This window comes from Sphingomonas sediminicola, assembly GCF_049991885.1.
Classification (GTDB): domain Bacteria; phylum Pseudomonadota; class Alphaproteobacteria; order Sphingomonadales; family Sphingomonadaceae; genus Sphingomicrobium; species Sphingomicrobium sediminicola.
Map to the genome: position 1 here is coordinate 2,287,344 of NZ_CP178916.1, position 23,577 is coordinate 2,310,920.

Annotated in this window: 21 protein-coding genes; 11 read left to right on the plus strand and 10 right to left on the minus strand. The window is 63.8% G+C overall.

The features are described from left to right. Nucleotides 1-106 precede the first annotated feature (106 nt). From ACMC5O_RS11940 to ACMC5O_RS11955, 4 genes are read left to right on the plus strand one after another with little or no spacing between them, the layout of a single operon-like run. Nucleotides 107-3,652, plus strand: a complete 3,546-nt coding sequence (locus tag ACMC5O_RS11940) for a hydantoinase B/oxoprolinase family protein (protein WP_426692922.1) — start codon at nucleotides 107-109, stop codon at nucleotides 3,650-3,652. Beyond that, entirely contained in the window at nucleotides 3,649-4,320 is a 672-nt protein-coding gene (locus ACMC5O_RS11945; protein WP_187708586.1) for a DUF969 domain-containing protein, read from the plus strand. The genes ACMC5O_RS11940 and ACMC5O_RS11945 overlap by 4 nt, the downstream gene beginning before the upstream one ends. Beyond that, the gene (locus tag ACMC5O_RS11950; RefSeq protein ID WP_187708585.1) at nucleotides 4,317-5,270 is read left to right on the plus strand and encodes a DUF979 domain-containing protein; all 954 of its coding nucleotides are present in this window, start codon (nucleotides 4,317-4,319) and stop codon (nucleotides 5,268-5,270) included. Before ACMC5O_RS11945 ends, ACMC5O_RS11950 begins: the two co-directional genes overlap by 4 nt. After that, on the plus strand, nucleotides 5,267-6,268 hold the full coding sequence (locus ACMC5O_RS11955; protein ID WP_187708584.1) for a DUF2891 domain-containing protein: 1,002 nt from the start codon (nucleotides 5,267-5,269) through the stop codon (nucleotides 6,266-6,268). Before ACMC5O_RS11950 ends, ACMC5O_RS11955 begins: the two co-directional genes overlap by 4 nt. Here ACMC5O_RS11955 and paaD read toward each other — a convergent pair. Genes paaD through hppD form a run of 3 tightly spaced genes read right to left on the minus strand, consistent with a single transcriptional unit; the run spans nucleotide 6,255 to nucleotide 9,020 of the window. Continuing rightward, a complete protein-coding gene (paaD, locus tag ACMC5O_RS11960; protein ID WP_426692923.1) occupies nucleotides 6,255-6,716 on the minus strand; it encodes a 1,2-phenylacetyl-CoA epoxidase subunit PaaD in 462 nt (153 codons plus the stop codon). The two genes, ACMC5O_RS11955 and paaD, sit on opposite strands and share 14 nt — an antisense overlap. 10 nt (nucleotides 6,717-6,726) lie before the next feature. Then, a complete protein-coding gene (pcaF, locus tag ACMC5O_RS11965) occupies nucleotides 6,727-7,929 on the minus strand; it encodes a 3-oxoadipyl-CoA thiolase (RefSeq protein ID WP_187708583.1) in 1,203 nt (400 codons plus the stop codon). 5 nt (nucleotides 7,930-7,934) lie between these two features. After that, a complete protein-coding gene (hppD, locus tag ACMC5O_RS11970; protein ID WP_187708582.1) occupies nucleotides 7,935-9,020 on the minus strand; it encodes a 4-hydroxyphenylpyruvate dioxygenase in 1,086 nt (361 codons plus the stop codon). A 79-nt stretch (nucleotides 9,021-9,099) separates the two neighbouring features. Between hppD and ACMC5O_RS11975 the strand changes: the two genes are divergently transcribed. Beyond that, a complete protein-coding gene (locus ACMC5O_RS11975; protein WP_426692924.1) occupies nucleotides 9,100-9,363 on the plus strand; it encodes a 4a-hydroxytetrahydrobiopterin dehydratase in 264 nt (87 codons plus the stop codon). 2 nt (nucleotides 9,364-9,365) lie between these two features. Beyond that, complete coding sequence (locus tag ACMC5O_RS11980) at nucleotides 9,366-9,845, plus strand: hypothetical protein (protein WP_426692925.1); 480 nt, start codon at nucleotides 9,366-9,368, stop codon at nucleotides 9,843-9,845. Here ACMC5O_RS11980 and ACMC5O_RS11985 read toward each other — a convergent pair. From ACMC5O_RS11985 to ACMC5O_RS11995, 3 genes are read right to left on the minus strand one after another with little or no spacing between them, the layout of a single operon-like run. After that, nucleotides 9,835-11,175: an efflux transporter outer membrane subunit gene (locus ACMC5O_RS11985; protein ID WP_246444227.1), complete on the minus strand. Its 1,341-nt coding sequence runs from the start codon at nucleotides 11,173-11,175 to the stop codon at nucleotides 9,835-9,837. The two genes, ACMC5O_RS11980 and ACMC5O_RS11985, sit on opposite strands and share 11 nt — an antisense overlap. A gap of 47 nt (nucleotides 11,176-11,222) precedes the next feature. Continuing rightward, complete coding sequence (locus ACMC5O_RS11990) at nucleotides 11,223-14,417, minus strand: efflux RND transporter permease subunit (RefSeq protein WP_426692926.1); 3,195 nt, start codon at nucleotides 14,415-14,417, stop codon at nucleotides 11,223-11,225. Nucleotides 14,418-14,420: 3 nt separating this feature from the next. Next, nucleotides 14,421-15,611 carry an efflux RND transporter periplasmic adaptor subunit gene (locus ACMC5O_RS11995; protein WP_426693529.1) on the minus strand — a complete coding sequence of 397 codons (1,191 nt, stop codon included), beginning with the start codon at nucleotides 15,609-15,611 and terminating at the stop codon, nucleotides 14,421-14,423. A 319-nt stretch (nucleotides 15,612-15,930) separates the two neighbouring features. Between ACMC5O_RS11995 and ACMC5O_RS12000 the strand changes: the two genes are divergently transcribed. Further along, nucleotides 15,931-16,713, plus strand: a complete 783-nt coding sequence (locus ACMC5O_RS12000) for a phenylalanine 4-monooxygenase (protein WP_187708578.1) — start codon at nucleotides 15,931-15,933, stop codon at nucleotides 16,711-16,713. Here the strand turns inward: ACMC5O_RS12000 and ACMC5O_RS12005 are convergent. The 3 genes from ACMC5O_RS12005 to ACMC5O_RS12015 form a co-directional block, all read right to left on the minus strand. After that, nucleotides 16,702-18,093 (minus strand): HAMP domain-containing sensor histidine kinase, encoded by a 1,392-nt coding sequence (locus ACMC5O_RS12005; protein ID WP_187708577.1) that lies wholly within the window; start codon nucleotides 18,091-18,093, stop codon nucleotides 16,702-16,704. The two genes, ACMC5O_RS12000 and ACMC5O_RS12005, sit on opposite strands and share 12 nt — an antisense overlap. A 13-nt stretch (nucleotides 18,094-18,106) precedes the next feature. After that, a complete protein-coding gene (locus tag ACMC5O_RS12010) occupies nucleotides 18,107-18,787 on the minus strand; it encodes a response regulator transcription factor (protein WP_187708576.1) in 681 nt (226 codons plus the stop codon). A 115-nt stretch (nucleotides 18,788-18,902) separates the two neighbouring features. After that, the gene (locus ACMC5O_RS12015) at nucleotides 18,903-19,070 is read right to left on the minus strand and encodes a hypothetical protein (protein ID WP_426692927.1); all 168 of its coding nucleotides are present in this window, start codon (nucleotides 19,068-19,070) and stop codon (nucleotides 18,903-18,905) included. 154 nt (nucleotides 19,071-19,224) lie between these two features. Here ACMC5O_RS12015 and ACMC5O_RS12020 point away from each other — a divergent pair, with 154 nt between their 5' ends. Next, nucleotides 19,225-19,740, plus strand: coding sequence for a flavin reductase family protein (locus ACMC5O_RS12020; RefSeq protein WP_187709998.1), 516 nt, complete (start codon nucleotides 19,225-19,227; stop codon nucleotides 19,738-19,740). Here ACMC5O_RS12020 and ACMC5O_RS12025 read toward each other — a convergent pair. After that, nucleotides 19,737-20,693 (minus strand): DUF808 domain-containing protein, encoded by a 957-nt coding sequence (locus ACMC5O_RS12025; RefSeq protein ID WP_426692928.1) that lies wholly within the window; start codon nucleotides 20,691-20,693, stop codon nucleotides 19,737-19,739. The genes ACMC5O_RS12020 and ACMC5O_RS12025 overlap by 4 nt on opposite strands. A 55-nt stretch (nucleotides 20,694-20,748) precedes the next feature. On the opposite strand from ACMC5O_RS12025, the gene serS reads away from it, so the two are divergent. The 3 genes from serS (at nucleotide 20,749) to ACMC5O_RS12040 (ending at nucleotide 23,555) form a co-directional block, all read left to right on the plus strand. After that, nucleotides 20,749-22,008, plus strand: a complete 1,260-nt coding sequence (gene serS, locus ACMC5O_RS12030) for a serine--tRNA ligase (protein ID WP_426692929.1) — start codon at nucleotides 20,749-20,751, stop codon at nucleotides 22,006-22,008. Nucleotide 22,009: 1 nt separating this feature from the next. Beyond that, nucleotides 22,010-22,705, plus strand: a complete 696-nt coding sequence (locus ACMC5O_RS12035) for an alpha/beta fold hydrolase (RefSeq protein ID WP_426692930.1) — start codon at nucleotides 22,010-22,012, stop codon at nucleotides 22,703-22,705. Nucleotides 22,706-22,847: 142 nt separating this feature from the next. After that, the gene (locus ACMC5O_RS12040) at nucleotides 22,848-23,555 is read left to right on the plus strand and encodes an alpha/beta fold hydrolase (RefSeq protein WP_187708574.1); all 708 of its coding nucleotides are present in this window, start codon (nucleotides 22,848-22,850) and stop codon (nucleotides 23,553-23,555) included. Nucleotides 23,556-23,577 lie beyond the last annotated feature (22 nt).

The following is a 23,577-nucleotide window of genomic DNA, read 5'->3' on the forward strand; positions in this document are numbered from 1 at the left end:
CCCTGCAACTTGTGAGGAATCAGGGAAATGGCCGGTAGAGACCAGTTCGCAGCAGACTGTCCGCTCCGCCACTTCCACCTTTGGCCGGCATCTGCTTGAAGGCCGCGTGGCCGGCGTATGGAATTTCGCGATCGATCGGGGCGGGACTTTCACCGATGTGATCGCGTGGGACGACGACGGACGATTCCGCACCGAGAAGTTGCTGTCCGAGAATCCCGATCAGTATGCCGATGCTGCTATCGAGGGCATCCGCCGCATTCTCGCCGCTGAGGATGGCGCGCTCGGCGAAGTCCGCATGGGCACTACTGTGGCCACCAATGCCCTACTCGAGCGCAAGGGTGACCGCGTCGCGCTGGCGATCACACGCGGGTTCGGGGATGCATTGCGCATCGGATACCAGGCTCGGCCAGAGATCTTCGCCCGGCACATCGTGCTGCCGGAGCAGCCCTACGAAACGGTCGTCGAGATCGTCGAGCGCGTGGGCGCGGACGGGGAAATCATTACTCCGCTCGACGAGGAGGCTGCTTGGGCAGCGCTGAAGCAGGTTCGCGAGAGCGGCATCGATGCGCTCGCGATCGTGCTGATGCACGGGTGGAAGTTCACGCAGCATGAGGGCCGGGTTTCAGAGATCGCGCGGGAGCTCGGCTTCACTCAAATCTCGGTCAGCCATGAAGTCGCGCCGCTGATCAAGCTGATCGGACGCGGGGACACGACCGTAGTCGATGCCTATCTTTCGCCAATCCTCCGGCGTTACGTCGACCGCGTCGCCAGCGGCCTTCCGGCAGACACGAAACTCCAGTTCATGCAGTCGAACGGCGGACTGACCGATGCAAGCGCCTTCCGCGGCAAGGACGCGATCCTGTCGGGGCCGGCGGGCGGAGTGGTCGGCATGGTCGCGGCGTCGGGCGAACAGCGGCTGATCGGCTTCGATATGGGCGGTACGTCGACCGACGTTTCGCACTTTGCCGGGCATTACGAGCTGGCGGACGAGAGCGTGGTCGCGGGAGTCCGCATCCGCGCGCCGATGATGCAGATCCACACTGTCGCCGCAGGCGGCGGTTCGATTTGCCGGTTCGACGGCATGCGCTTTCGTGTTGGGCCGGAGTCCGCTGGCGCGAAGCCCGGACCGGCTTGTTATCGCGGCGGCGGGCCGCTGACCGTCACCGACTGCAACCTGTTCCTTGGCCGCATTGTGCCGGAGGAGTTCCCCGCGGTGTTCGGCGCCGCGGGCAATGAGCCGCTTGATCCGACCGCGTCGGAGGCGAGGCTTCGGGACGTCGGCGGCGACGTCGAGAGAGCGCTAGGCCGGTCCATGAGCCTGTCTGAAATCGCGGAAGGATTCCTCCGTATCGCGGTCGACAACATGGCGAATGCGATCCGGAAAATCTCGATCGCGCGCGGCCATGACGTCACCCGCTACACGCTGGTGAGCTTCGGGGGGGCGGGCGGGCAGCATGCGTGCCGGGTCGCGGATACGCTCGGGATCGAACGCATCTTCGTGCATCCGCTCGCGAGCCTGCTCTCGGCCTACGGAATCGGCCTCGCCGACGTGAAGGCGATCCGGGAAGCAGGAATGGTCCAACCTCTGGCTGAGGATTTCGAGGAGGCGTTGCGGTCGCTGGAAGCAGAAGCGACTGAGGCTCTTGCCGGCCAAGGAATTCAGTGCAGCCGGATCGAATTGCATCGACGGTCGCGGTTGCGGCTCGCAGGCAGCGATACGACCCTCGAGATCGAGATCGCGCCGAAAGACGAGATGCAAGCCGACTTCACCGAGCTGCACCGCCGGCGCTTCGGCTACGTCGACGAAACGGGAGAAATCATTCTCGATGCGCTGATTGTCGAGGCCGTTGCTCATAACGGCACCGAGGCGATCTTCTCGCAGTCACCGGGAGCAGGCGCTCAGCCGCGTACGGTTGGAGACTGGCAGGTCTATGACCGCAACAGCCTGTCCGGCGACCAGCAGGTCTCAGGCCCTGCCCTCGTCACCGATCGATCGTCGGTCACGGTCATCGAGCCCGGCTGGAGCGCCACGCGCTCGAACGACGGGACGCTGGTGCTTACACGCATGGGTCCTGTCCGGCGCTCTCAAGCGATCGGCACCTCCGCCGACCCGGTGATGCTGGAGATCTTCAACAACCTATTCATGGCGATCGCCGAGGAAATGGGCGTTGCGCTTCAGTCCACGGCGACGTCGGTGAACATCAAGGAGCGGCTCGATTTCTCCTGTGCCATGTTCGACGCGGAAGGCGCGCTGATCGCCAACGCACCTCACATTCCGGTGCACCTCGGATCGATGGGCGAGAGCATTCGGACCATCATCGAGACGCGCGGCAATGCCAAGGATGGGCGCGGAATCCGGCGGGGCGATGCCTACGTACTGAACGACCCATATCGCGGCGGCACGCATTTGCCCGACATCACTGTGATCGTGCCAGTCTTCCACGGCGACGAAGCCGAGCCCTCTGCCTTCGTCGCGGCGCGCGGGCACCATGCCGACATCGGCGGGATCGCACCGGGATCGATGCCGCCGGACAGCCGCACGATCGACGAGGAAGGCGTGCTGATCGACAACGTCCTGCTTGTCGACGAGGGGCGTTTCCTTGGAACCGAAATCCGCGCGCTGCTCGGCTCCGGCAAATCGCCAGCCCGCAACATCGACCGCAACATCTCCGACCTGAAGGCTCAGCTTGCGGCCTGCATTCGCGGCGCGGAAGTGCTCGCGGCGACCGCTCGCGATTACGGTCCGGAAGTTATCGCGGCTTACATGCGGCACGTACTAGCCAATGCCGAGGAGTCGGTGCGGCGGCTGCTCGACCGGCTCGAAAACGGCGCGTTCGAGTATGAGATGGACAATGGCGCCCGCGTCGCGGTGAAGATCACCATCGACAAGCCGACGCGCTCCGCGACGTTCGATTTCACCGGCACGAGCAATCAGCTTCCCGACAATTTCAACGCGCCTTATTCGATCGTCCGCGCGGCATCGCTCTACGTCGTTCGTACCCTTGTCGACGATCCGATCCCAATGAACGACGGCTGCCTGCGTCCGATCAAGCTCGTCGTGCCGGAAGGATGTATGCTGGCACCGCGATACCCGGCCGCGGTCGTCGCGGGGAACGTCGAGACCAGCCAGGTGGTGACGGACACGCTCTTCGCCGCCACCGGCAAGCTCGCGCCGAGCCAGGGCACGATGAACAATTTCACCTTCGGCAACGCGCGCCACCAATATTATGAGACGATTGCCGGCGGGTCGGGCGCCGGCCCGGATCACGATGGGACGAGCGCGGTTCAGACCCATATGACCAACAGCCGGCTAACCGACCCGGAAGTGCTCGAGACCCGCCTTCCGGTGCGGCTGGAGCGGTTCGCGATCCGACATGGGTCAGGTGGAAGAGGCAAGCACACCGGCGGCGATGGCGTGATCCGCGATGTCCGCTTCCTCGAACCGATGCGCGCGAACATGCTCGCCAATCGAAGGCGCGTCGCACCGAAGGGACTTGCGGGCGGGAGCGATGCCCTTGCCGGACGCAACTGGGTCGAGCGCGTGAACGGAAGCATCGAAGAATTGACGGCTACGGATGCAGCCGAGATGCAGGCTGGCGACCGCTTCGTCATCGAGACACCGGGCGGCGGCGGTTATGGAGCGAGCGAATGAACTACTGGCCGTTGCTAGGAATCCTGCTGGTCGTCCTCGGCTTTGCGCTTCGGATGAACCCAATGCTGGTGGTGACCGGCTCGGCGATCATCACCGGCCTGCTTGGCGGAATGGACCTTGTGAAGGTCATCACGACTTTCGGGAAGGCGTTCAACGACAACCGGATTATCGCGATCGTGTGGATCGTGCTTCCGGTGATCGGCCTCCTCGAACGGTATGGACTGCAGCAGCAGGCGGCGCGGGTGATCCGGAGCATAAAGGCGGCGACGGTCGGAAGATTGCTGCTGCTCTACATGCTCGTCCGCCAGGCGACGGCCGCAATGGGACTGACGACGGTTGCCGGGCAAGCTCAAACGGTGCGCCCGCTCGTCGCGCCAATGGCGCTGGCCGCGGCCGAACAACAGCTCGGCGAAGTGGACGAGCCGACTGCCGAGAAAGTGAAAGCCTATTCCGCCGCGACGGACAATGTCGGCCTGTTCTTCGGCGAGGATATCTTCATCGCCATCGGCTCGATCGTCCTGATCCAGCAGACGCTGGCGACGTATGGTTACAATTTGTCGCCCCTACATCTGGCTCTGTGGGCGATCCCCAGCGCCGTCGCCGCCTTCCTGATCCACGGCACACGTCTCATGCTGCTCGATCGCAAGCTGAAGCTGGGCGGCAAGTGATCACGCTGCAATGGCTATATGCGCTCGCGGGAGCGATGTTCGCGGCCTTCGCGCTGCTGAGCGTGTTCGACCGTTCGAATCCGAAGCGGTTGGGCAATGCCGCCTTTTGGGGTCTTATGGCGCTGAGCCTGCTCACTGGCGACTTCATCGGCGACTTCGGAAATGGCCTGCTTGTGTTGGGCCTTGCCGGACTTGCCGGGTTCGGGTTCCTCGGTCGCAGCCATCCGGCCACCACCAGCGATGAAGAACGCGCCGCCTTTTCGGTGCAACTCGGCAACAAGCTGTTCCTGCCGGCGCTGATCATTCCAGCGGCCGCGCTGATCGGGACGTTGGTCTACAACTACACACCGGTCGGAAGCCTCGGCTGGATCGAGGCCAAACGCGAGACCTACGTCTTCCTCTGCCTTGGAGCCCTGCTGGCGCTCGGGACTATCTACCTCTGGCTGCGTCCACCGGCGGTCGCGCCACTTCAGGAAGGCCGCCGACTGATCGATGCGATCGGCTGGGCCGCCGTCCTGCCTCAAATGCTTGCGGCGCTCGGCGTGCTCTTCGCAGCCGCGGGAGTTGGAACGATCATCGGCGACATCACCGGCATGGTTATTCCGAAGGGCAACATCTTCGCCACGGTGCTCGTCTTCGCGTTCGGGATGGTCCTGTTCACGATGGTCATGGGCAATGCCTTCGCGGCCTTCCCGGTCATGGCCGCAGCGATCGGGGTCCCGCTGCTGATTCAGGCGTATGGAGGCGATCCCGCGGTGGTTGGAGCCGTGGGAATGCTCGCGGGCTTCTGCGGGACGTTGATGACCCCGATGGCAGCGAACTTCAATCTCGTCCCTGCGGCGCTTCTTGAACTGAAGGATCAGTACGGCGTCGTGAAGGCGCAGATCGCAACGGCATTGCCGCTGCTCGCAGTGAACATCCTGATCCTGTATTTCGCCGCCTTCCGATGAGTCGTTTCAGCCTCGATGCGGACACGGCGGCGCGCTTCGCCAGGATTGCGCTCGGCCACGTGCGGCAGGAATATCCGCACAAGCTCGACCATGTGCTTGGGGCAGACGAGGACGCCCTACCGCCCCACGTCCTGCATCCGATCTTCTTCGGAAGCTTCGATTGGCACAGCTGCGTCCACGGCTGGTGGACGCTCCTGACCCTTCGGCGCCTGTTCCCGGACACAGACGAAGCGCGGGCTATCGAGAGGCTCGCCGACCAGAGCTTCACTGCGGAAAAGGTCGAGACCGAGCGCGCATATCTCGACCGGCCGCTCAGCCGCGGGTTCGAGCGGCCTTATGGATGGGCCTGGCTTCTGCAGCTTCACCTTGAGGCGTCGCGGCATCGCGATGCAAACTGGGCTTACGAGCTGGAACCGCTAGCTCGCGCGTTCGCGGACAGGCTCCGGGATCATCTGGGCGTGCTCACCTACCCAATCCGGGTCGGCACACATTTCAACACGGCGTTTGCGTTGGTCCTCTCGCTCGATTGGGCGGAGCGGTTCGACGAGCCGCTGGCGGAGGCAATCCGTGAGCGGGCGAAGCATTGGTTCGGCAACGACTGCGACTGCCAGGCTTGGGAGCCGGGCGGGGACGAGTTCCTGTCGCCGGCGCTGATCGAGGCATTGTGCATGGCTCGCGCGCTGACGGAGCCGGAATTCCATGGCTGGTTTGGGGGTTTCCTGCCGAAGCTCGACACAGGCGAGCCGGCGACCTTGTTCATGCCCGCCGTGGTCAGCGATCGCAGCGACGGGAAGATCGCGCACTTGGACGGATTGAATCTCAGCCGGGCATGGTGCTGGCGGAGCCTGGCTCCGCTTCTGCCGGAAGATTCACAGCAGGCCTACGACACGGCCGAAGCGCATCTCGAAGCCGCGATGCCGCATGTCGCGGGCGATTATATGGGCGAGCATTGGCTGGCATCGTTCGCCTTGCTGGCCCTGCTGGCTAATGACACTTGAAGCGGTCGAACGGCTCGTGACAGGCGTTGCAGCGCCACTGCGCCTTGCAGGGAGTTGATCCGAAGCGGCTGACCTCGACCGTATCGCTCGATCCGCATTGCGGGCATTCTGCCGTCGTTGCCTCGCTAGGAGGTGCGATCCCATAATCGTGCAGCCGCTGGCGGCCTCGCTCGGTGATCCACTCCGTCGTCCACGGCGGGAAGAGCACGCGTTCCGTGTGAAGATGTTCGAAGCCGGCCGCATCCAGCGCCTCGCGGACGGCCCGCTCGATCGCGATCGTGGCCGGGCAGCCCGTGTAGGTCGGCGTGATCAGGACTCGGGGAGGATTGTCGGCCAGGCCGCGAATGATGCCGAGATCGGTGACCGAGACGACCGGGATCTCCGGATCCATCACCTCATCGAGCACGGCCATGACCGCCGCCTCGTCCAGCATCGCCACATCGATCACGCCGATGAATCTACACCCGTTCGAGTGCGAGAGCGATTCCCTGTCCGACGCCAATGCACATGGTCGCGAGGCCCAGCTTTCCGCCGTTCCTTTGTAGTTCCTCGGTCGCGGTGAGCGCGAGGCGCGCGCCGGACATTCCGAGCGGATGGCCGAGGGCGATGGCGCCGCCATTCGGATTTACGCGTGAGTCGTCATCGGCAATGCCGAGCTTGCGAAGAACGGCCAGGCCTTGAGCCGCGAACGCTTCGTTGAGTTCGATCACGTCGAAATCGGCGAGCTTGAGGCCGAGCCGCTTGGTCAGCTTTTCGCTCGCAGGTGCAGGGCCGATACCCATGATCCGCGGCGGTACGCCCGCGACTGCGGCGCCCAGAACGCGGGCACGAGGCGACAGGCCGTTGCGTTTCGCCGCTTCTTCGGAGGCGATGATGAGCGCGGCAGCCCCGTCGTTCACGCCTGAAGCGTTGCCGGCGGTCACCGTGCCCCCGGGGCGAACGATGGGGTTCAGCTTGCCGAGAGCTTCGAGGGTCGTCGCACGCGGATGCTCGTCCCGATCAACGATTACCGGGTCGCCTTTGCGCTGCGGGATCGGCACGCCGACGATTTCGGCAGCGAGGCGGCCGTTCGCCTGGGCGGCGGCGGCCTTCTCCTGGCTTCGAAGCGCGAACGCGTCCTGGTCCTCGCGGCTGATCTGGAAGTCCTGCGCGACATTCTCGCCGGTGCTCGGCATTGTGTCGTCGCCATAGGCCGATTTCATCTTCGGATTGACGAAGCGCCAGCCGATGGTGGTGTCGTACATTTCGGCTTTGCGGTCGAAGGCGCTGGTCGCCTTGGCCATCACGAAAGGCGCCCGGCTCATGCTTTCCGAGCCGCCGGCGATGATCAGGTCGGACTCCCCGCTCCGGATCGCCCGCGCCGCCATGGCGACCGCGTCGAGGCCCGAGCCGCATAAGCGGTTGAGCGTGACGCCGCCCGAGCTGTCGGGGAGACCCGCCAGCAGACCGGCCATGCGCGCGAGGTTGCGATTGTCTTCGCCCGCCTGGTTGGCGCAACCGTAGATCACATCGTCAAGCTCACCCCAATCGACCCTGGGGTTGCGCTCGATCAGCGCCCTGATCGGGATTGCTGCGAGGTCGTCAGCTCGAACCGACGAGAGCGCACCCGCATAACGCCCGATCGGCGTGCGGATCGCGTCGCAAATGAAAGCGTCGATCATCCCGCTCAGATCACCCCGCGGCGCATCTGGTCGAGCTCGATGCTCTCGAACAGAGCCTTGAAGTTGCCCTCGCCGAAGCCCTCGTTGCCCTTGCGCTGGATGATCTCGAAGAAGATCGGGCCGATCACGTTCTGGGTGAAGATCTGCAGAAGCAGGCCCTGGCCCTCGGTTGGCGCACCGTCCATCAGGATTCGGCGCTTCTCGAGCTCCGGAATGCTCTCGTTGTGGCCTTTGATCCGCTCGGGAAGCATCTCGTAATAGGTGTCGGGCGTGTCCTGGAAGGGAATACCGCGGCCGCGGATGATATCGACCGCCTGGTAGATGTCGGTCGTTCCCAGCGCGATGTGCTGGATGCCCTCGCCCTTATACTCCCGGAGGAATTCCTCGATCTGGCTCTTGTCGTCCTGGCTCTCGTTGAGTGGAATGCGGATCTTGCCGCAAGGGCTGGTCATCGCCTTGGAGAACAGGCCGGTTACCTTCCCTTCGATGTCGAAGTAGCGGATCTCGCGGAAGTTGAAGAGCCGCTCATAGAAGTCGGCCCAGGTTGCCATGTTGCCGCGGTTCACGTTGTGCGTGAGGTGGTCGATGTACGTCAGCTTGGAGTCCGCGTCGGCCATCCGCTGCTGCCAGTCGGGATGGAAGTCGAAGTCGACCTCGTAGATCGATCTGCCGCCGTAGCGGTCGACGAAGAACAGGCGCGAGCCGCCGATGCCCTCGATCGCCGGAATGTCGAGTTCGCCGTCGCCCTTCTTCACCTCGACGTCGGTCGCGCCAAGCTTGAGCGCGCGCTCGTGCGCGGCCTTGGCGTCCTTGACCCGGAAGGCCATTGCGCAGGCGCTGGGACCGTGGGCCTTTGCATATTCCTCGGCGTAGCTGCCGGGCTCGGCGTTGATGACGAAGTTGCAGTCGCCCTGCTTGTGAAGCGTCACGTTCTTCGTCTTGTGACGAGCGACCTCAGGAAAGCCCATCTTCGCGAACAGCGAACGCAGAAGCTCGATGTCTGGCGCGGTATATTCGACGAACTCGAAGCCGTCGGTCCCCATCGGGTTTTCGAGGCCCAGCGGACCCTTCTCGGCGACCTGTGTTGCCATTGGAATCTCCTTCGCGGCCCAACTGCTCCCGCAGCCGTTCCATTGCAAGGTTGGAGCGTCGAGGCGTAGGTTCCGGCCCATGAGCGACGAAGCGCCGGATGGCTGGAGCATCGAGGAAGGCGGCAAGGCGCTGATCCGGACCCTGAAGTTCAAGGATTTCAGCGAGGCGTTCGCCTTCCTGACCCGGGTCGCGATGCATGCCGAGAAGGTCAATCACCACCCCGAATTCACCAACGTGTGGAACCGGGTCGACTTGCGCCTGACCAGCCATGACGCAGGCGGCGTCACGGAGCGGGACATCAGGCTGGCACGGGCAATTAACAGGTTGGGAGGGGGAGAATGAGAATGCGCGCAGTGGCGCTTGGCTTGTTCGCGCTGTCAGCATCCTCTGCGATCGCCGGGGTTCACCCGCCGGAGGTGGAGCAGCAGCTATCCTTCATCCTCGGCGACTGGACGATCAAGGGACTGGAAGCGAACTACCGCGACCATTGCACCTGGTTCGATTCGAACAGCTTCATCGTCTGCGACACCAGCGACAACCGCCGCGGCAACCATCACAGCATCGCGATACTCGGCTGGTCGGCGGAAGAAGGCCACTACACCTACCAGCAATATGACGATTCCGGCCGCGGCCGCACCGAGCCGTGCTACGCCAACGACCAGAAGGGCCTGACCTGCCTTGGGCAAAGGCAGACCAAAGACGGCCTTGTGCAAACCCGCAGCTACATCTGGCCGACAGTGACGGGCCTGGGGATCCGGCAAGAGAAATCGATCAACGCCGATTCTTGGACCGACGTCGGGCAAGTGGCTTACATCAAGCGCTAGGCGTGGTCGTCAGCAGGGAATCGCCGCCGAGCGAACGGTAAAGGTCGACGAGGTTTGTCGCAGCTTCCAGCCGGCTGAGGACGAGCGTCCGCTGGGCGGAATAATAGGATCGCTGGGCGTCCAAGCTTCCGAGAAAGCTGTCGATGCCATTCCGATAGCGAGCCTCGGTCAGGAGGTAGGTGTCGGCCGCAGCCTCGCGCTGAGCCTGGCGAGCGCGGAGTTGCTCGCCGATCGTGCCCCGGCGCGCCAGTGCGTCCGCAACCTCCCGGAAGGCCTGCTGGATCGTGCGCTGGTAAGTTACGACGGCGGCAGCCTTCTGCGCCTCAGTTAAACGGACGTTCGCTCGTCCGGCTCCGGCCTGGAAGATGGTGTAGGTCGCGTCCGCTCCCGCGCTCCATGCAAAAGAGCCGGTGCTGAATAGCCCGGTCAGCGCGCTGCTCGCGAAGCCAAGCAGACCGGTTAGCGAGATGCGCGGAAATAGTGCGGCGCGAGCAGCGCCGATCTGAGCGTTGGCGGCGCGCAGCTGGAATTCGGCCTCCACGACATCGGGACGGCGGAGAAGGATTTGCGAGTCCAGACCGGCCGGCAGTTCAGCGACGGTCGGCGCAGCCTGGTCGATTGAGGCAGGAAGCAGCGTCGGATCCACCTCTGCACCGACAAGAAGCCGCAAGAGGTTCACGTCCCGCGCGAGCGCCGTGCGCTGATCGGCAGCGTCCGCCTTTGCGTTTTCGAGGACCTGCTCGGCCTGGCGCAAATCTGTCCGTGGAGCGATGCCGCCTTCAAGCCGAGCCTTGGTCAGCTTGACGCTTTTTTCTGCGCTGGTGACCGTATCCCGGGCAATGCTGAGCAGGCTGCTGTCGGCGGCGTAGGTAAGCCACGCGTCGGCAATGTCCGACACGAGGGCGAGGCGCGTCGCGCGCGCGGCGGCTTCTGTTGCGAGATAACGATTGCGCTGGACGTCGGTCAGGGAACGAAGCCTGCCGAACAGATCGACTTCGAAGCTGGGGATGCTGAGTCCGGCCTGGTAGCGCGCAGACGTATCGGAGCCGCTGTCGGCCCCCGTCGCAATGATTCCGGCATCGACCTGCGGAAACTGTTGTGCCCGTTGGATCCGGACCTGCTCGCGGGCAGCGGCGATGTTCGCGGCGGCAACCGCGAGATCGCGATTGTTCACGAGCGCCTGCTCGATCAATGCCTGGAGACGCGGATCGCGGAAGATATCGCGATACGTGACCGCAGGCAGAGTCGCCTCCGACTGGTGCAGATAGGCGTCGCCGGTCGGCCAGGCTGCAGGGACGGCCGAGTCCGGCCGGACGTAGGCCGGCTGCATCGACGCGCAGCCGGTCGCCAGCAGGACAATGGAGGCAGCGCTTTTCCTCAAGCGGTCGCAGCCCGGCGCCGGCGAAAGCGCTCCCTGGCCGCTGCAAAGCCGTCGCGGACTCCGCGGCGGACGAGAACGAAGAATAAAGGAATGTAGAAAATGGCGAGGATCGTCGCCGTCAGCATCCCGCCGATGACCGACGTGCCGATGGCGATGCGGCTGTTGGCTCCGGCGCCGGTCGACAACGCCAGCGGAAGGACGCCGAAGATGAAGGAGAAGCTGGTCATCAGGATCGGGCGCAGGCGGATGCGGGCGGCTTCGAGCGCGGCGTCGATGACCCGCATGCCCTTCTTCTCACCCTGCTCGGCAAATTCGATCATCAGGATCGCATTCTTCGCCGCCAGCCCCATCGTGGTGAGCAGGCCGATCTGGAGATAGACGTCATTCTCCAGCCCGCGCAGCGTGACCGCGAAGATCGCTCCGACCAGCCCCAAGGGAATGACGAGCAGGACGGCGACCGGGATCGACCAGCTTTCGTACAGTGCGGCGAGGCAGAGGAACACGACCAGCAGCGAGATGGCGTAGAGCAGAGGCGCCTGTCCGGACGACAGACGCTCCTGGTAGGACTGGCCGGCCCAGGCGACGCTCGTTCCCGGAATCTGGGACGCGAGCCGCTCCATCTCGTCCATTGCCTCGCCGGAACTGACTCCGGGAGCCGGCTGGCCCTGGAACTCGGCGGCCGGGACGCCCTGGAAGCGCGTCAGGCTGCTTGGAGCCGTGTCCCAGCCCGCGTCCGCGAAGGATGAAAAAGGCGCCATCTCTCCACTAGACGAGCGGATGTACCATTGGCCCAGGCTGGACGGGTCGGCGCGATAGGGCGCGTCGCCCTGGACGTAGACGCGCTTCACCCGACCCTTGTCGATGAAGTCGTTGACGTAGCGCCCGCCCCAGGCGGTCGACAGCGTGTTGTTGATGTCGTTCTGGTTTAACCCGAGCGCCGTCAGCTTCTGCTGATTCACGTCGATCTTGTAGGTCGCGACGTCCGGCAAATCGCTGAGGCGAACTGACGCCAGCTTGGGATTGGCATTGGCTTCCTGGAGCAGCCGGTCGCGGGAGGCGAGGAACTGCTCGCGGGTCATGCCCGAGCGGTTCTGGAGTTCCATCGTAAAGCCGCTCGACTGGCCGAGGCCACGGATCGCTCCTGGAACCAGCGCGAAGACCTGTGCGTCGCGGAAATTGCGGAAGGCGCTCGATGCACGCTCGACTATCGCGTCGGCCGTTTTCTCCTTGCCGGGCCGGTCGTCCCATGGAACGAAGTTCAGGAAGCCCTGGCCAGTGTTCTGGCCAACGGCACCGCTGCCTCCGCCGCCGCCCACCACCGTGAAGAGGGTTTGGACGTTCTCTCCTTCATGGTCAGAAAAATATTGCTCGATCTGTCGCTGGACCTCGAGCGTTCGCCTCTGCGTCGCTCCGGGGGGAAGGCGAACCTGGATGCTCGCCGCGCCCTGGTCCTCGGTCGGTAGGAAGCCCGTCGGCAGGCGATAGAACATGAGGATAAGCGCAGCGACAACCAGCGCATAAATGCCGAGGAACAACCACTTGCGGTCGATGACCTTTACGATCGTCTCGCGGTAGCGGACGACAAGCCGCTCGAAGCCGGTGTTGAACTTGCCGCGAGCGAAATGAATGAAGCTGCCAATTGCCGGCGCCTTGCGGTCGATCCAGCTTGGGCCCTCCGGGGCCTCCGAGCGCTGACGAAGCAGGGTCGACGTCAGTGCCGGGCTGAAGATCAAGGCGACCAGCACCGACAGGACCATCGCGGAGATGATCGTCACCGAAAATTGCTGGTAGATCACACCGGTCGAGCCGCCGAAGAAGGCCATCGGCAGGAACACCGCCGACAGCACCATCGCAATCGCCACTAGCGCGACCTGGATTTCCCTCATGGATTCGATGGTCGCCTCGCGCGGCGTCATCTCCGGATTTTCATGGAGAAGGCGCTCGACGTTCTCGACGACGACGATCGCGTCGTCCACCAGCAGACCCACCGCCAGCGTCAGGCCGAAGAGGGTCAAAGTGTTGATGGTAAAGCCGAACAAATAGAATACGGCGAACGTCCCGAGCAGGACGACCGGAATGGCGATCGCGGGGACCAGCAACGCGCGCCAGTTCTGCAGGAAGACGAAGATGACGAGGATAACGAGGATGATGGCCTCGATCAGAGTCTTCACGACTTCGTTGACGGACAGCTTGATGAAGTCGGTCGTGTCGTTCGCGTAGGCGAGTTTCAGCCCTTCGGGAAAATTGGATGAGAGCTGCTGGACGCGTGCCTTCACAAGCTCGGCGGTCTTCAGCGCATCGGCACCGGGCGCCAGTGAGATGGCAATGCCCGCGCCGGGGTGGCGATTGACCCGGACGATCGCCGCATAATTCTCCGCACCAAGCTCCACCCGCGCGACGTCACCGAGCCGGACGCTCGCCCCGGTCGGATCGGTCTTGAGGACGATTTCCTCGAACTGCTCGGGCGTCTGCAGCTTCGACTGGGCCGTGACAGTCGCGTTGAGCATCTGACCCTCCGGCGAGGGAAGGCCGCCGACCTCGCCCGCCGCGACTTCCGTGTTCTGCGCCTGGATGGCGGAGACGACATCGCTCGGCATGAGCGAGAATGCCGCGAGTCTTTGCGGGTTGAGCCAGATGCGCATCGCGTGCGGCGCGCCGAAGACGTTCACGTCGCCGACTCCGGGGACGCGCGACAGCGGGTCTTGGACGTTGGACGCGAGGTAATCCGAGACGTCCATGTTCGTGCGCTTGTCGGTCTCGTCATAGAGCGAGACGATCAGCAGGAAGTCTGGGTTCGACTTGGTGACCCGGACGCCCTGCTGCTGGACCTGCGCGGGCAAGCGCGAAATCGCCTGCTGCACCTGGTTCTGGGTCTGAACCTGGGCGGTGTCGGGATCCGTGCCCTTCTCGAACACGACCGAAATGTTGACCTGTCCGCGGGAGCTGGACGTCGAGGTGAAGTAGAGCAGCCCGTCGATACCGGTTAGCTGCTGCTCGATGATCTGGGTGACGCTATTCTCGATCGTTTCCGCAGACGCACCCGGATAGCTTGCGCGGATGTTGACCTGCGGCGGGGCGATGTCCGGATATTGCTCGAGCGGCAGGCCACGGATCGCCGCGATCCCGGCGAGCATCACGACAATTGCGAGAACCCAAGCGAAGATCGGCCTATCGATGAAGATTCGTGACAAGGGCTAACCGCCTCGCCGGCTTTGACCGCCACCTTGTCCCGGCTTGCTCGGTTCAATCTTCTGGGGGGCGCTTGCCGGAACAGGCTTGATCGGAGCGCCGGATCGAAGGTTGTTCGTTCCCTGCGTGATGACCTTGTCACCGGACTCCAGGCCGGAGGTTACTACCCACGCATCGCCATACGTGCGATCCGCGAGGACCTTGCGCCTCTCCGCCTTGTTCCCTTCACCGACGACGAAGACGAAAGCTTCGCCGCCGATGTCGCGCTGGAGTGCCTGCTGCGGGACAAGGAACACCGCCGTGTCGACAGCCTGCGTGAAGAGCGCCTGCACGAACATGCCGGGCAGAAGCACCCCCTGAGGGTTGGGGAAGCGGGCGCGGAGCGTCACCGTCCCAGTGCTTTCGTTGACAAGATTCTCCGAGAACTGGGCCGTGCCCGTGTAGCCGTAGTCGCTGCCGTCCTCGAGCTTGAGCCTGACCTGTGTGGTGCCGGGCGCGACACCGCCGGCCGCTAGCGAGCGCCTCAATGTTGTCAGGTCGGCGCTCGACTGTTGGATATCGACATAGATCGGGTCGAGCCTCTGGATGACGGCCAGCGGTTCGGCCTGGTTTGCGGTCACGAGTGCGCCGACCGTCGAGAGAGAGCGGCCGATCCGGCCGCTGATGGGGGCGGGGATGCTGGTGTAGCGGAGATTGATCCGCGCCGTGTCCAGCTGCGCGCTATTCTGCGCGACAGCCGCGCGGGCCTGCCGGGCCTGAGCGGCGGCGTCGGTATAATCCTGCTTGGAGATGGCCTCCATCTCGGCAAGCGGCTTGTAACGGTTCGCCCTGACCTGCGCAGCGTCGAGCGTCGCCCGCGCAGCGGCGACGTTAGCCTGCGCCTGGTTGACCGCGGCACGGTAAAGGCTGGGATCAATCTGGTAGAGCGGCTGGCCCTGCCGGACGTACGAACCCTCGGTGAAGTACCGGCGACGAATGACGCCGTTAACCTGCGGTCTGACTTCCGAAGATTCGAAGGCGACCGTCCGTCCGCCGAGCAGGCTCTGCACCGGCACCGAAGTGCGCTGCATCACGACGAAACCTACCTGCGTCGGTCCGCGCTGGCCCTGGCGATCCTGCGCATCCGACTGGTTGCAGCCGGACAGAACCGAGAGGGCGACCGCCAGAGCGAGGAGGGGGGCACTCTTGCGAATCACAATCACCCACAGCCGTCTAGGGTCGTATGTTATTGCCCTCAATCGCGTTCGTCGAAGCGGGAAGGTCGTTGGTGGAGGAAGGCTGGCCTTTGCGGAATGTCGTTTCGGCGCCGATCGAAGCGGGAACCGCACTCAGCAATTGCCCGTTCATCCTATAACTGAGATATGTGAAAACTATGAACCTCCGCACGATCAGCGTCGCCTATTATTATCCCGACGAGGTTGGGATCGGCTGACGCGCGCCTAGTTCAGACGACCAACCTCGACCCGCTCGGCATCCGCCCGGCGGGTTTTTTATTGCCCTTCGAGAGGAAACCGAATGCTTCAGGAGACGATCAGAAAGGACCGACCAGCGAGGAACTGGCAGGACTATGTCGTCCCGCAATGCTGGGAAGCGTTTACACAGGATGATCACGTTGTGTGGGACTTGCTGTTCGCCCGCCAGGTCGATCTGCTCGGATCGCGGGTCGTCTCGCAGTTTCTGGAGGGAATCGACCTGCTCCGGCTTTCGCACCCCGGCGTCCCAGATGTCGAAGGCCTCAACGCAATTCTCGAGCCGCGCACCGGTTGGCGCGTAGTGGCAGTGCCGGGACTGGTGCCGGACGATATCTTCTTCGCGATGCTGGCCGAACGGATATTCCCGGTCGGCAACTTCATTCGAACGCGCGAGCAGCTGGACTATCTCGAAGCGCCGGATTGCTTCCACGACATGTTCGGGCACATCCCGATGCTCGCGCATCACGATTTCGCGGAGATGGTGGAGCATGTCGGCCGGCTCGGGATGGCGGCTTGCGCCGCGGGCGAAGGAAAACGCGCTGCGCGCCTTTACTGGCACACGGTCGAGTTCGGATTGGCGCGTGAGCATGGAGAGCTGAAGATCCTCGGCGCGGGTCTCGCCTCGAGCTTCGGCGAGGCGCATTTCAGCTTGGAAAGCGATGGAGTCGAACGCGTCCCCTTCTCAATCGAGCGCGCCGTCAGAACCGCTTACAAGCACGATGCCTTCCAGCCGCGTTATCTCGTGTCCGGCTCGCTCGAACGGACCATATGCGATGTGCTTTCGCTGAATGCGCGGCGCCTTCTGTCGCTGCCGTTAGAGGGCTAGTCCAAGCGGCCCGCGCCTGGCCTGCTTGCCGTCGCCCCGGATTGGGATCTGCAGCAACGCGACCAGGCCCGGTGAATTGTCGAACAATGCCAGCTCTCCCTGGTGAAGGTGGGCGATTGCCTGCACCAGCGACAGTCCGAGACCGGCGCCCTCCTCGCTCCGGCTTGGATCCAGCCGGCCAAACCGGCGGCGAGCTTCGTCCCGGCGTTCGACGGGTATTCCCGGGCCGCGATCTGTCACCCCCAGCTTCAGGGTCGAATCCTCATCGTGGACGAGAACCGCGATCTCGCCGCCCGACGAAGCATATTTGATCGCATTCTCGATGAGGTTGCTGAGCGCCTGAGCGAGCAGCTGGCGATGGCCAAAGACCGGAACGACGACCGAGCTGCGGTCGAGCCGCATGGCGGCACCGGCCTCCTCGGCGACGGGCTCGTACATTTCGACCAGTTCGTCGGCGAGCTGCGCGGGGTCGAACCAGCTGAACTGGTTCTGGCTGGTGAATGCCTCGGATCGCGCGATCTCAAGTGCGGTCGTCAGGATCCGCATAAGCGAATCCGACTGGCGAATGATCGCGCCGAGCATCTGATCGCGTTCCTCAGGAGTGTCGGCAGCGAGAGCCGCATCCGCGGCCGCCCGCAGCCTTCCGACCGGCGATCTCAGGTCATGCGCGAGGCTGTCTGTGAGCATCCGCAGTTCGCTCATCAACGTCGAGATTCGATCGAGCATGTGATTGATCTGGCGCGAGAGCCGTTCAAAGGAATCGTTGCCGCCCGACAATGGCACCCTGCCCGACATGTCTCCGCCCCCGACCCTGTCGGCTACACGGACGATGTCATGGACGCGCTGATCAACATATTGGCCAAGGATCGCGCCGCAGAGCAGGCCAAGCAGGACCGAGACCGCGAGAGCGACCACCAACGATCGCTCGAGCGTCTCGCGAAGGCTAATTCCCGCGGAGACCGTACGGCCGGTAAGGAGCCATTGGCCGCCGGCGATGGGCCGAAGGTTCACGGATGCCTCCAGCATTGAAGACTCGCCCTTCATCCGGAGCACCGCTGAGCGCGTCTTCCCGAAGGAGGACGGGGCCGGCGACAGGATGGCGTCGACATTGCCTTCGAGCGGCTTTCCCGACCGATCGAGAACGGCCACCGCCACCTGCGGGTCGCCTGCTTCGGTCGCTTCCAATACCTCCCGTTTCAGCGCGGCCGTTCCGCCCGCCCTATAGACCTGCCCGAGCGCTGCCGCCTGCTCCGCGACCTGGTGCTGAAGCGTCAGCACGATCTCGTCCCGGGTCTGGAAGTGGATGAAGCCGATGATGAGCAGGTTCGACGCAAAGGCGAGCAACCCCGCGAGCAGGGCGATTCGGAGCTTCGTCGACATTTCCGCCGGAATCCTAGGCTTCGAGCATGTAGCCGGCGCCACGCACTGTGTGCAGCAACGGCCGATCGAAGCCCTCCTCAAGCTTTCGCCGAAGTCTGCTGACGTGAACGTCGATCACATTGGTCGCCGGATCGAAATGATAGTCCCAGACCTGCTCGAGCAGCATCGTGCGGGTGACGACCCGCCCTTCGTTCCGGGCGAAATATTCAAGAAGCAGATATTCGCGAGGCTTGAGGTCGAGCTTCTTGCCGCCGCGCTTCACGGTGCGAGAGAGGGGGTCAATGACGAGGTCGCCGACGGTGAAGCGAGGATCAGTCGCGACCCTCGCCTCGCTCCTGCGCAACAACGCATTGGCCCGGGCGAGCAGCTCGGCGAAAGAGAAAGGCTTTACGAGATAATCGTCGGAACCACACTCGAGGCCTTCGATACGGTCTCCGACCGATGCCAGCGCCGACAGGATGAGCACGGGAGTCTCGATTTTCGCGGCTCTAAGCGCCCGAAGCACTGAAAGCCCGTCGATTCCGGGCAACATGCGATCGAGGATGATCAAATCGAAGCTGCCGTCGATCGCGCGGTAGAGGCCGTCCTGGCCGTTCGTGACCTGCTCGACCGAATGGCCTTCCTGCGAGAGGCCGCGGCTCAAATAGCCCGCGGTTTCTGCATCGTCTTCAATGATGAGGATCTTGCGGCCCATTTGGCACTCCGCCAGCTGCATACGACGCCGCTTACCGGCCCGGCAAGGCGGGGTGCCGCCCGGCGCGAGGGGGCATGGGGAAGCGCCGGGCGGCTCGGGAAAATTGCGGTGTCGGTTACTTGGCCTTGGTCTTGGACTGATCGTCCTTGACGTTCGTCTTCGATTTTACGTGGGATTTGTGGACCTTGGCTTTCTCGGTCGGAGCTTTAGTGGTCGTTGCGGCGGCAGCCGGCCCCGCGAGAAGGCCGAGTGCCACGAACGATGCAATGAGATGCTTGGTCATAATGCGTGTCTCCTATGCCGGCCGGTGCTCCGGCGGAACCAGCAGATAAGAGAGCTCGCGTTTCGCCGCTGTGGCCCGATCATTAAATCTCGTTCATCCGTGGCGCGGCAGCTGCGCTGGAATGCGCGCGGATGACTGGTATAGCCTCGCAGGCATGGCCGACGACGACACCCTACCCGAGTATCGCACCGGGTCCGACTCCCGGACTTTGCGCGACGCGCTGGGGTGCTTCGCGACCGGCGTGACGGTCGTCACCTGCTTCGATTCCGATGGAAGCCCGATGGGCATTACGGCGAACAGCTTCACATCCGTTTCGCTCGACCCGCCGCTCCTCCTCGTCTGCATCCACAAGCATTCGGCATGCGCCTCGGCGCTTCTTGCGTCGGAGCATTTCGCTGTGAACGTACTGCAAACGTGGCAGCAGCCGGCCTCGATCCGCTTTTCGACGCGGCAGGAGGACCGATTCGGCGCCAACGACTGGTCACGCGGTGAGTTCGGAGCGCCAGTGCTGCAGGAATCGCTCAGTGTGTTCGAATGCGAGCGCAACGCGGTTCATGAGGGCGGCGACCATCACATATTGATAGGCCGGGTCGTGAAGGCGAGCTTCAATCCCGAGCTCGACCCTCTGCTCTATTTCCGCGGCAAGTACCGGCGGCTGCACTTCGACTAGTCGACGATCAGCTCTTCCGGGTGCTTCACGAACCGCCTGACGATCAGGACGATGATCCCGCCGACAATCAGCCCCGCGACAGCGGATCCCAGGGCATAGAGCAGCCATTCGACGACCGGGCCCATCAATCCGACGGCTTCCCCGGCATGGGCCGACCAATCGTGGAGTGCGTGCGGGATGAAATCGAGGATGTGGAGCTCCTCCAGGCCGTGGAGAAGGATTCCGCCTCCGACCCAGAGCATCGCCGCGGTGCCGATGCCCGATAGAGCGCTGAGCATCTTGGGGACGAAATGGACCAGAGCGTCGCCGATCTTCCGCGAAACGGGGCTGCTGCGTTCCGCCAAGTGAAGGCCGATATCGTCGAGCTTCACGATCAGCGCCACGACCCCATAAACGCCCGCAGTGATCGCCAGCGCGACTGCGACCAAAGCGAACGCAGTCGTTGCTAACGTCAGATGGTCGAGGCTGGCCAGCGCGATCGCCATGATTTCCGCCGAAAGGATGAAGTCGGTGCGGATCGCCCCCTTGACCTGAAGCGCTTCGAGATCCGCTGGATCGGCCATGGCGTCGACCAGCTGTTCCTCATGATGGTGGTCATGAAGAAGGATCTCCGCGATTTTTTCGGTCGCCTCGAACGCGAGATAGGAGCCGCCGATCATCAGAAGCGGCACAATCAGGAAGGGCGCGAAGGCGGTCAGCAGCAGCGCGGCGGGAAGCAGGATCAACAGCTTGTTCTTCAAGGACCCGACGGCGATCTTGCCGATGATCGGCAATTCGCGTTCCGGCGACAGGCCGACCACATAGCGCGGCGTTACCGCCGTATCGTCGATGACGACACCCGCGGCCTTGGTGCTGGCCTTGCCGGCCGCGCCGGCGACATCGTCCAGCGACGAAGCGGCCAGTTTGGCGATGGTGGCGACATCGTCGAGAAGCGCGATCAGACCTGATGGCATATCCGGCGCTTAGGCGAACTTGCGGTTGGCGCGCAATTCGCGCAGTGCCGCGGCCATGCTGGGACTGGATTTCATCAGGGCCGAACGCGCGGCGGTCGAGAAGGCAATCGAAGCGAAAGCCGTCGACCTGAACGTTGACGAACTCCTTTCGCTCGACGCCGAGGTGCGGCGGCTTAAGACCGAGATCGAGGCGCTACGCGCCCAGCGCAACACGATCAGCGCCCGCTTCAAAGACGTTGCGCCCGACGAGCGCGCCGAGCTTGGCCGTCAGGCAAAAGAAGCCGGCGCCCGCGCGGGCGAACTGGAATCCGAGTTGGGAGAGAAGGACGGCGCGCTGAAGTCTCTTCTGATGCGCGTTCCGAATATCCCGTGGGACGGCGCTCCGATTGGGCCCGACGAGACATTCAACACTGTCGTCCGGCAGGAAGGCGTAGTTCCGAAGTTCGACTTCGAGCCGCTGGATCACGTGGCCCTAATCGAACAGAACGACTGGGCCGATTTGTCGCGTATCGTCCAGGTGTCGGGATCGCGACAATATTGCCTCAAAGGCCGGCTGGCTCTGCTCGAAACCAAGCTCATGGGTTGGGCGCTTGAGCGGATCACGGAAGGAGGCTTCACGCCGATTACCGTGCCGTCGATGGCGCGCGAGCAGGCCTTCCTCAATCAGGGCCAGTTCCCGGGTCACAAGGAAGAGACTTACGAGATGCCCGCCGATGAGCAGTGGTTGGCGGGAACTGCGGAAGTGGCTCTGACGTCGCTCCATTCGGGCGAGATCATCGAAGGCGACAAGCTGCCGATCCTCTACGCCGGCTATTCGCCCTGCTTCCGCCGCGAAGCGGGTAGCGCGGGCAAGGACGTTCGCGGACTGCTGCGCGTCCATCAATTCGTGAAGGTCGAGCAATATGTCGTCTGCGATGCCGACGACGCCGTCTCCGCGGGCTGGCACGCGCGCCTTCTGGAGCTCGCGGAAGGCATGCTTCAGGCGCTCGAAATTCCCTATCAGGTCATCGAAACCTCGACCGGCGACATGGGCCTCGGCAAGTTCCGGATGAACGACATCGAGAGCTGGGTGCCGAGTCTCGGCAAGTATCGCGAGACGCACAGCTGCTCCACGCTTCACGACTGGCAGGCCCGCCGCGCGAACATCCGTTACCGCGGAAGCGACGGAAAGGTCCGGTTCGCGCACACGCTGAACAATACCGCGCTCGCGTCGCCCCGGATCCTCGTTCCACTGCTGGAAAATCACCAGACAGCGGACGGCCGGGTTAAGCTCCCGAAGGCCATGCAGGAACTGATCGGGGGCGAGTACCTCTGAGGTGAGATGGACCGGCGACGATCGGCCGCCGAGAGGCTCCAAGCGGCTCGTCGAGCTGGGATGGAACGTTGCGCAGCTGTGGCAGGGCTTCGGCCCGCGCGGCCCGATTGGTCCGGTCGAAGGTCCTCACGTCCTGGTAATCCCCGGGTTCCTCGCAACGGACCGGACAACCTTGCCGCTGCGAAAGGCCTTCGCCCGCGCCGGATGGCGCGTTCATCCGTGGGCGCTCGGGCTAAACACCGGAGTCAAGGAAGACACGCTTCACAAGCTGGAAGCGTGCGTCGATTCCATCGGGAGAAAGAAACCGATCCTTCTCGTCGGTTGGAGCCTCGGCGGCCTGTTCGCGCGAGAGCTCGCCCGTCACGCGCCGCACAAGGTCCGCGCGGTGGTGACTTTGGGATCGCCATTCTCGGGCGACCTTCATCAGAATAACGTCTGGAAGCTCTACGAGTGGGTCTCGGGACACAAGGTGGAGGATTCACCGATTCCGCGAAACACCGCGAAACCGCCCGTCCCCCACCTCGCGCTCTGGTCACGCAGAGACGGGATCGTTGCACCCCGTTCTGCCTATGGCCTGGAGGGCGAGCGCGACGAGGCGGTGGAGCTGGATTGCAGCCACATGGCCTTCGCCGTGTCGCGCCGCGCGGGTGACAAGGTGGTGCGCGAAATCGACAGGTTTCTGAAAAGTCACGAATAATTCGCACGGAATTATTGTTCCGGTAACGCAAAGACCCCATCTTGGCGTCATGAGGTGGGAACGAACTCCCGCGCCGCTCGGCCCCTCAACGGGGAACGGGCTCACTCATCCCGACGATTTGGCCCCCCCTGCATGGCATCGCGTGCGCGAAGTCGCGTGGCATCTTCCGCGCATGCTCGCAGGCCTTGGACCCCTCGGTCCGCGTGGCCCCGAAGACGGTCCACCCGCCTTGGTCATCCCCGGCTTCCTAGCCACTGACCGGACGACGATGGACCTTCGCCGCGCCCTCGCACGCGTCGGCTGGCGGTCGCACCCTTGGCTGCTCGGTCTCAACCTGGGCGCCAAAGCGGATACGCTCGACCTTCTCGGGAACCGGCTTTCCGAATTGGAGGACGATCGTAGGGTTCTGCTGGTCGGCTGGAGCCTCGGCGGGATGTTCGCCCGCCAGCTGGCCCATCGCTTTCCAGGCAAGGTCCGCGCGGTGGTGACGCTCGGCTCGCCCTTTTCCGGCGATCTCAAGACCAACACGAACGTCTGCGAATATTATGAACGGATTGCCGGGCACGACGTCTATGAACCACCCTTCCCGCACATCATGGACAAGCCACCGGTGCCGACATTGGCCCTGTGGTCGCGGCGGGACGGAATCGTCGCTCCGAGCGCAGCCCGAGGGCGCGATCACGAACGCGACAAGGCAGTCGAGATCGACACCTACCACACGGGCTTTGCGGTCCATCGGCCGGTGCTGAGTCAGGTGGTCAACGAGATCCGCATCTTCCTGTCGGAAGCCGAAGGCCGTCCGCCTGCCCTCCAGCCGATCATGGTTGCTGGCTCGCTCTCCAGGCGCTGAAAGTCCCTTCGTGAGTCGCAGG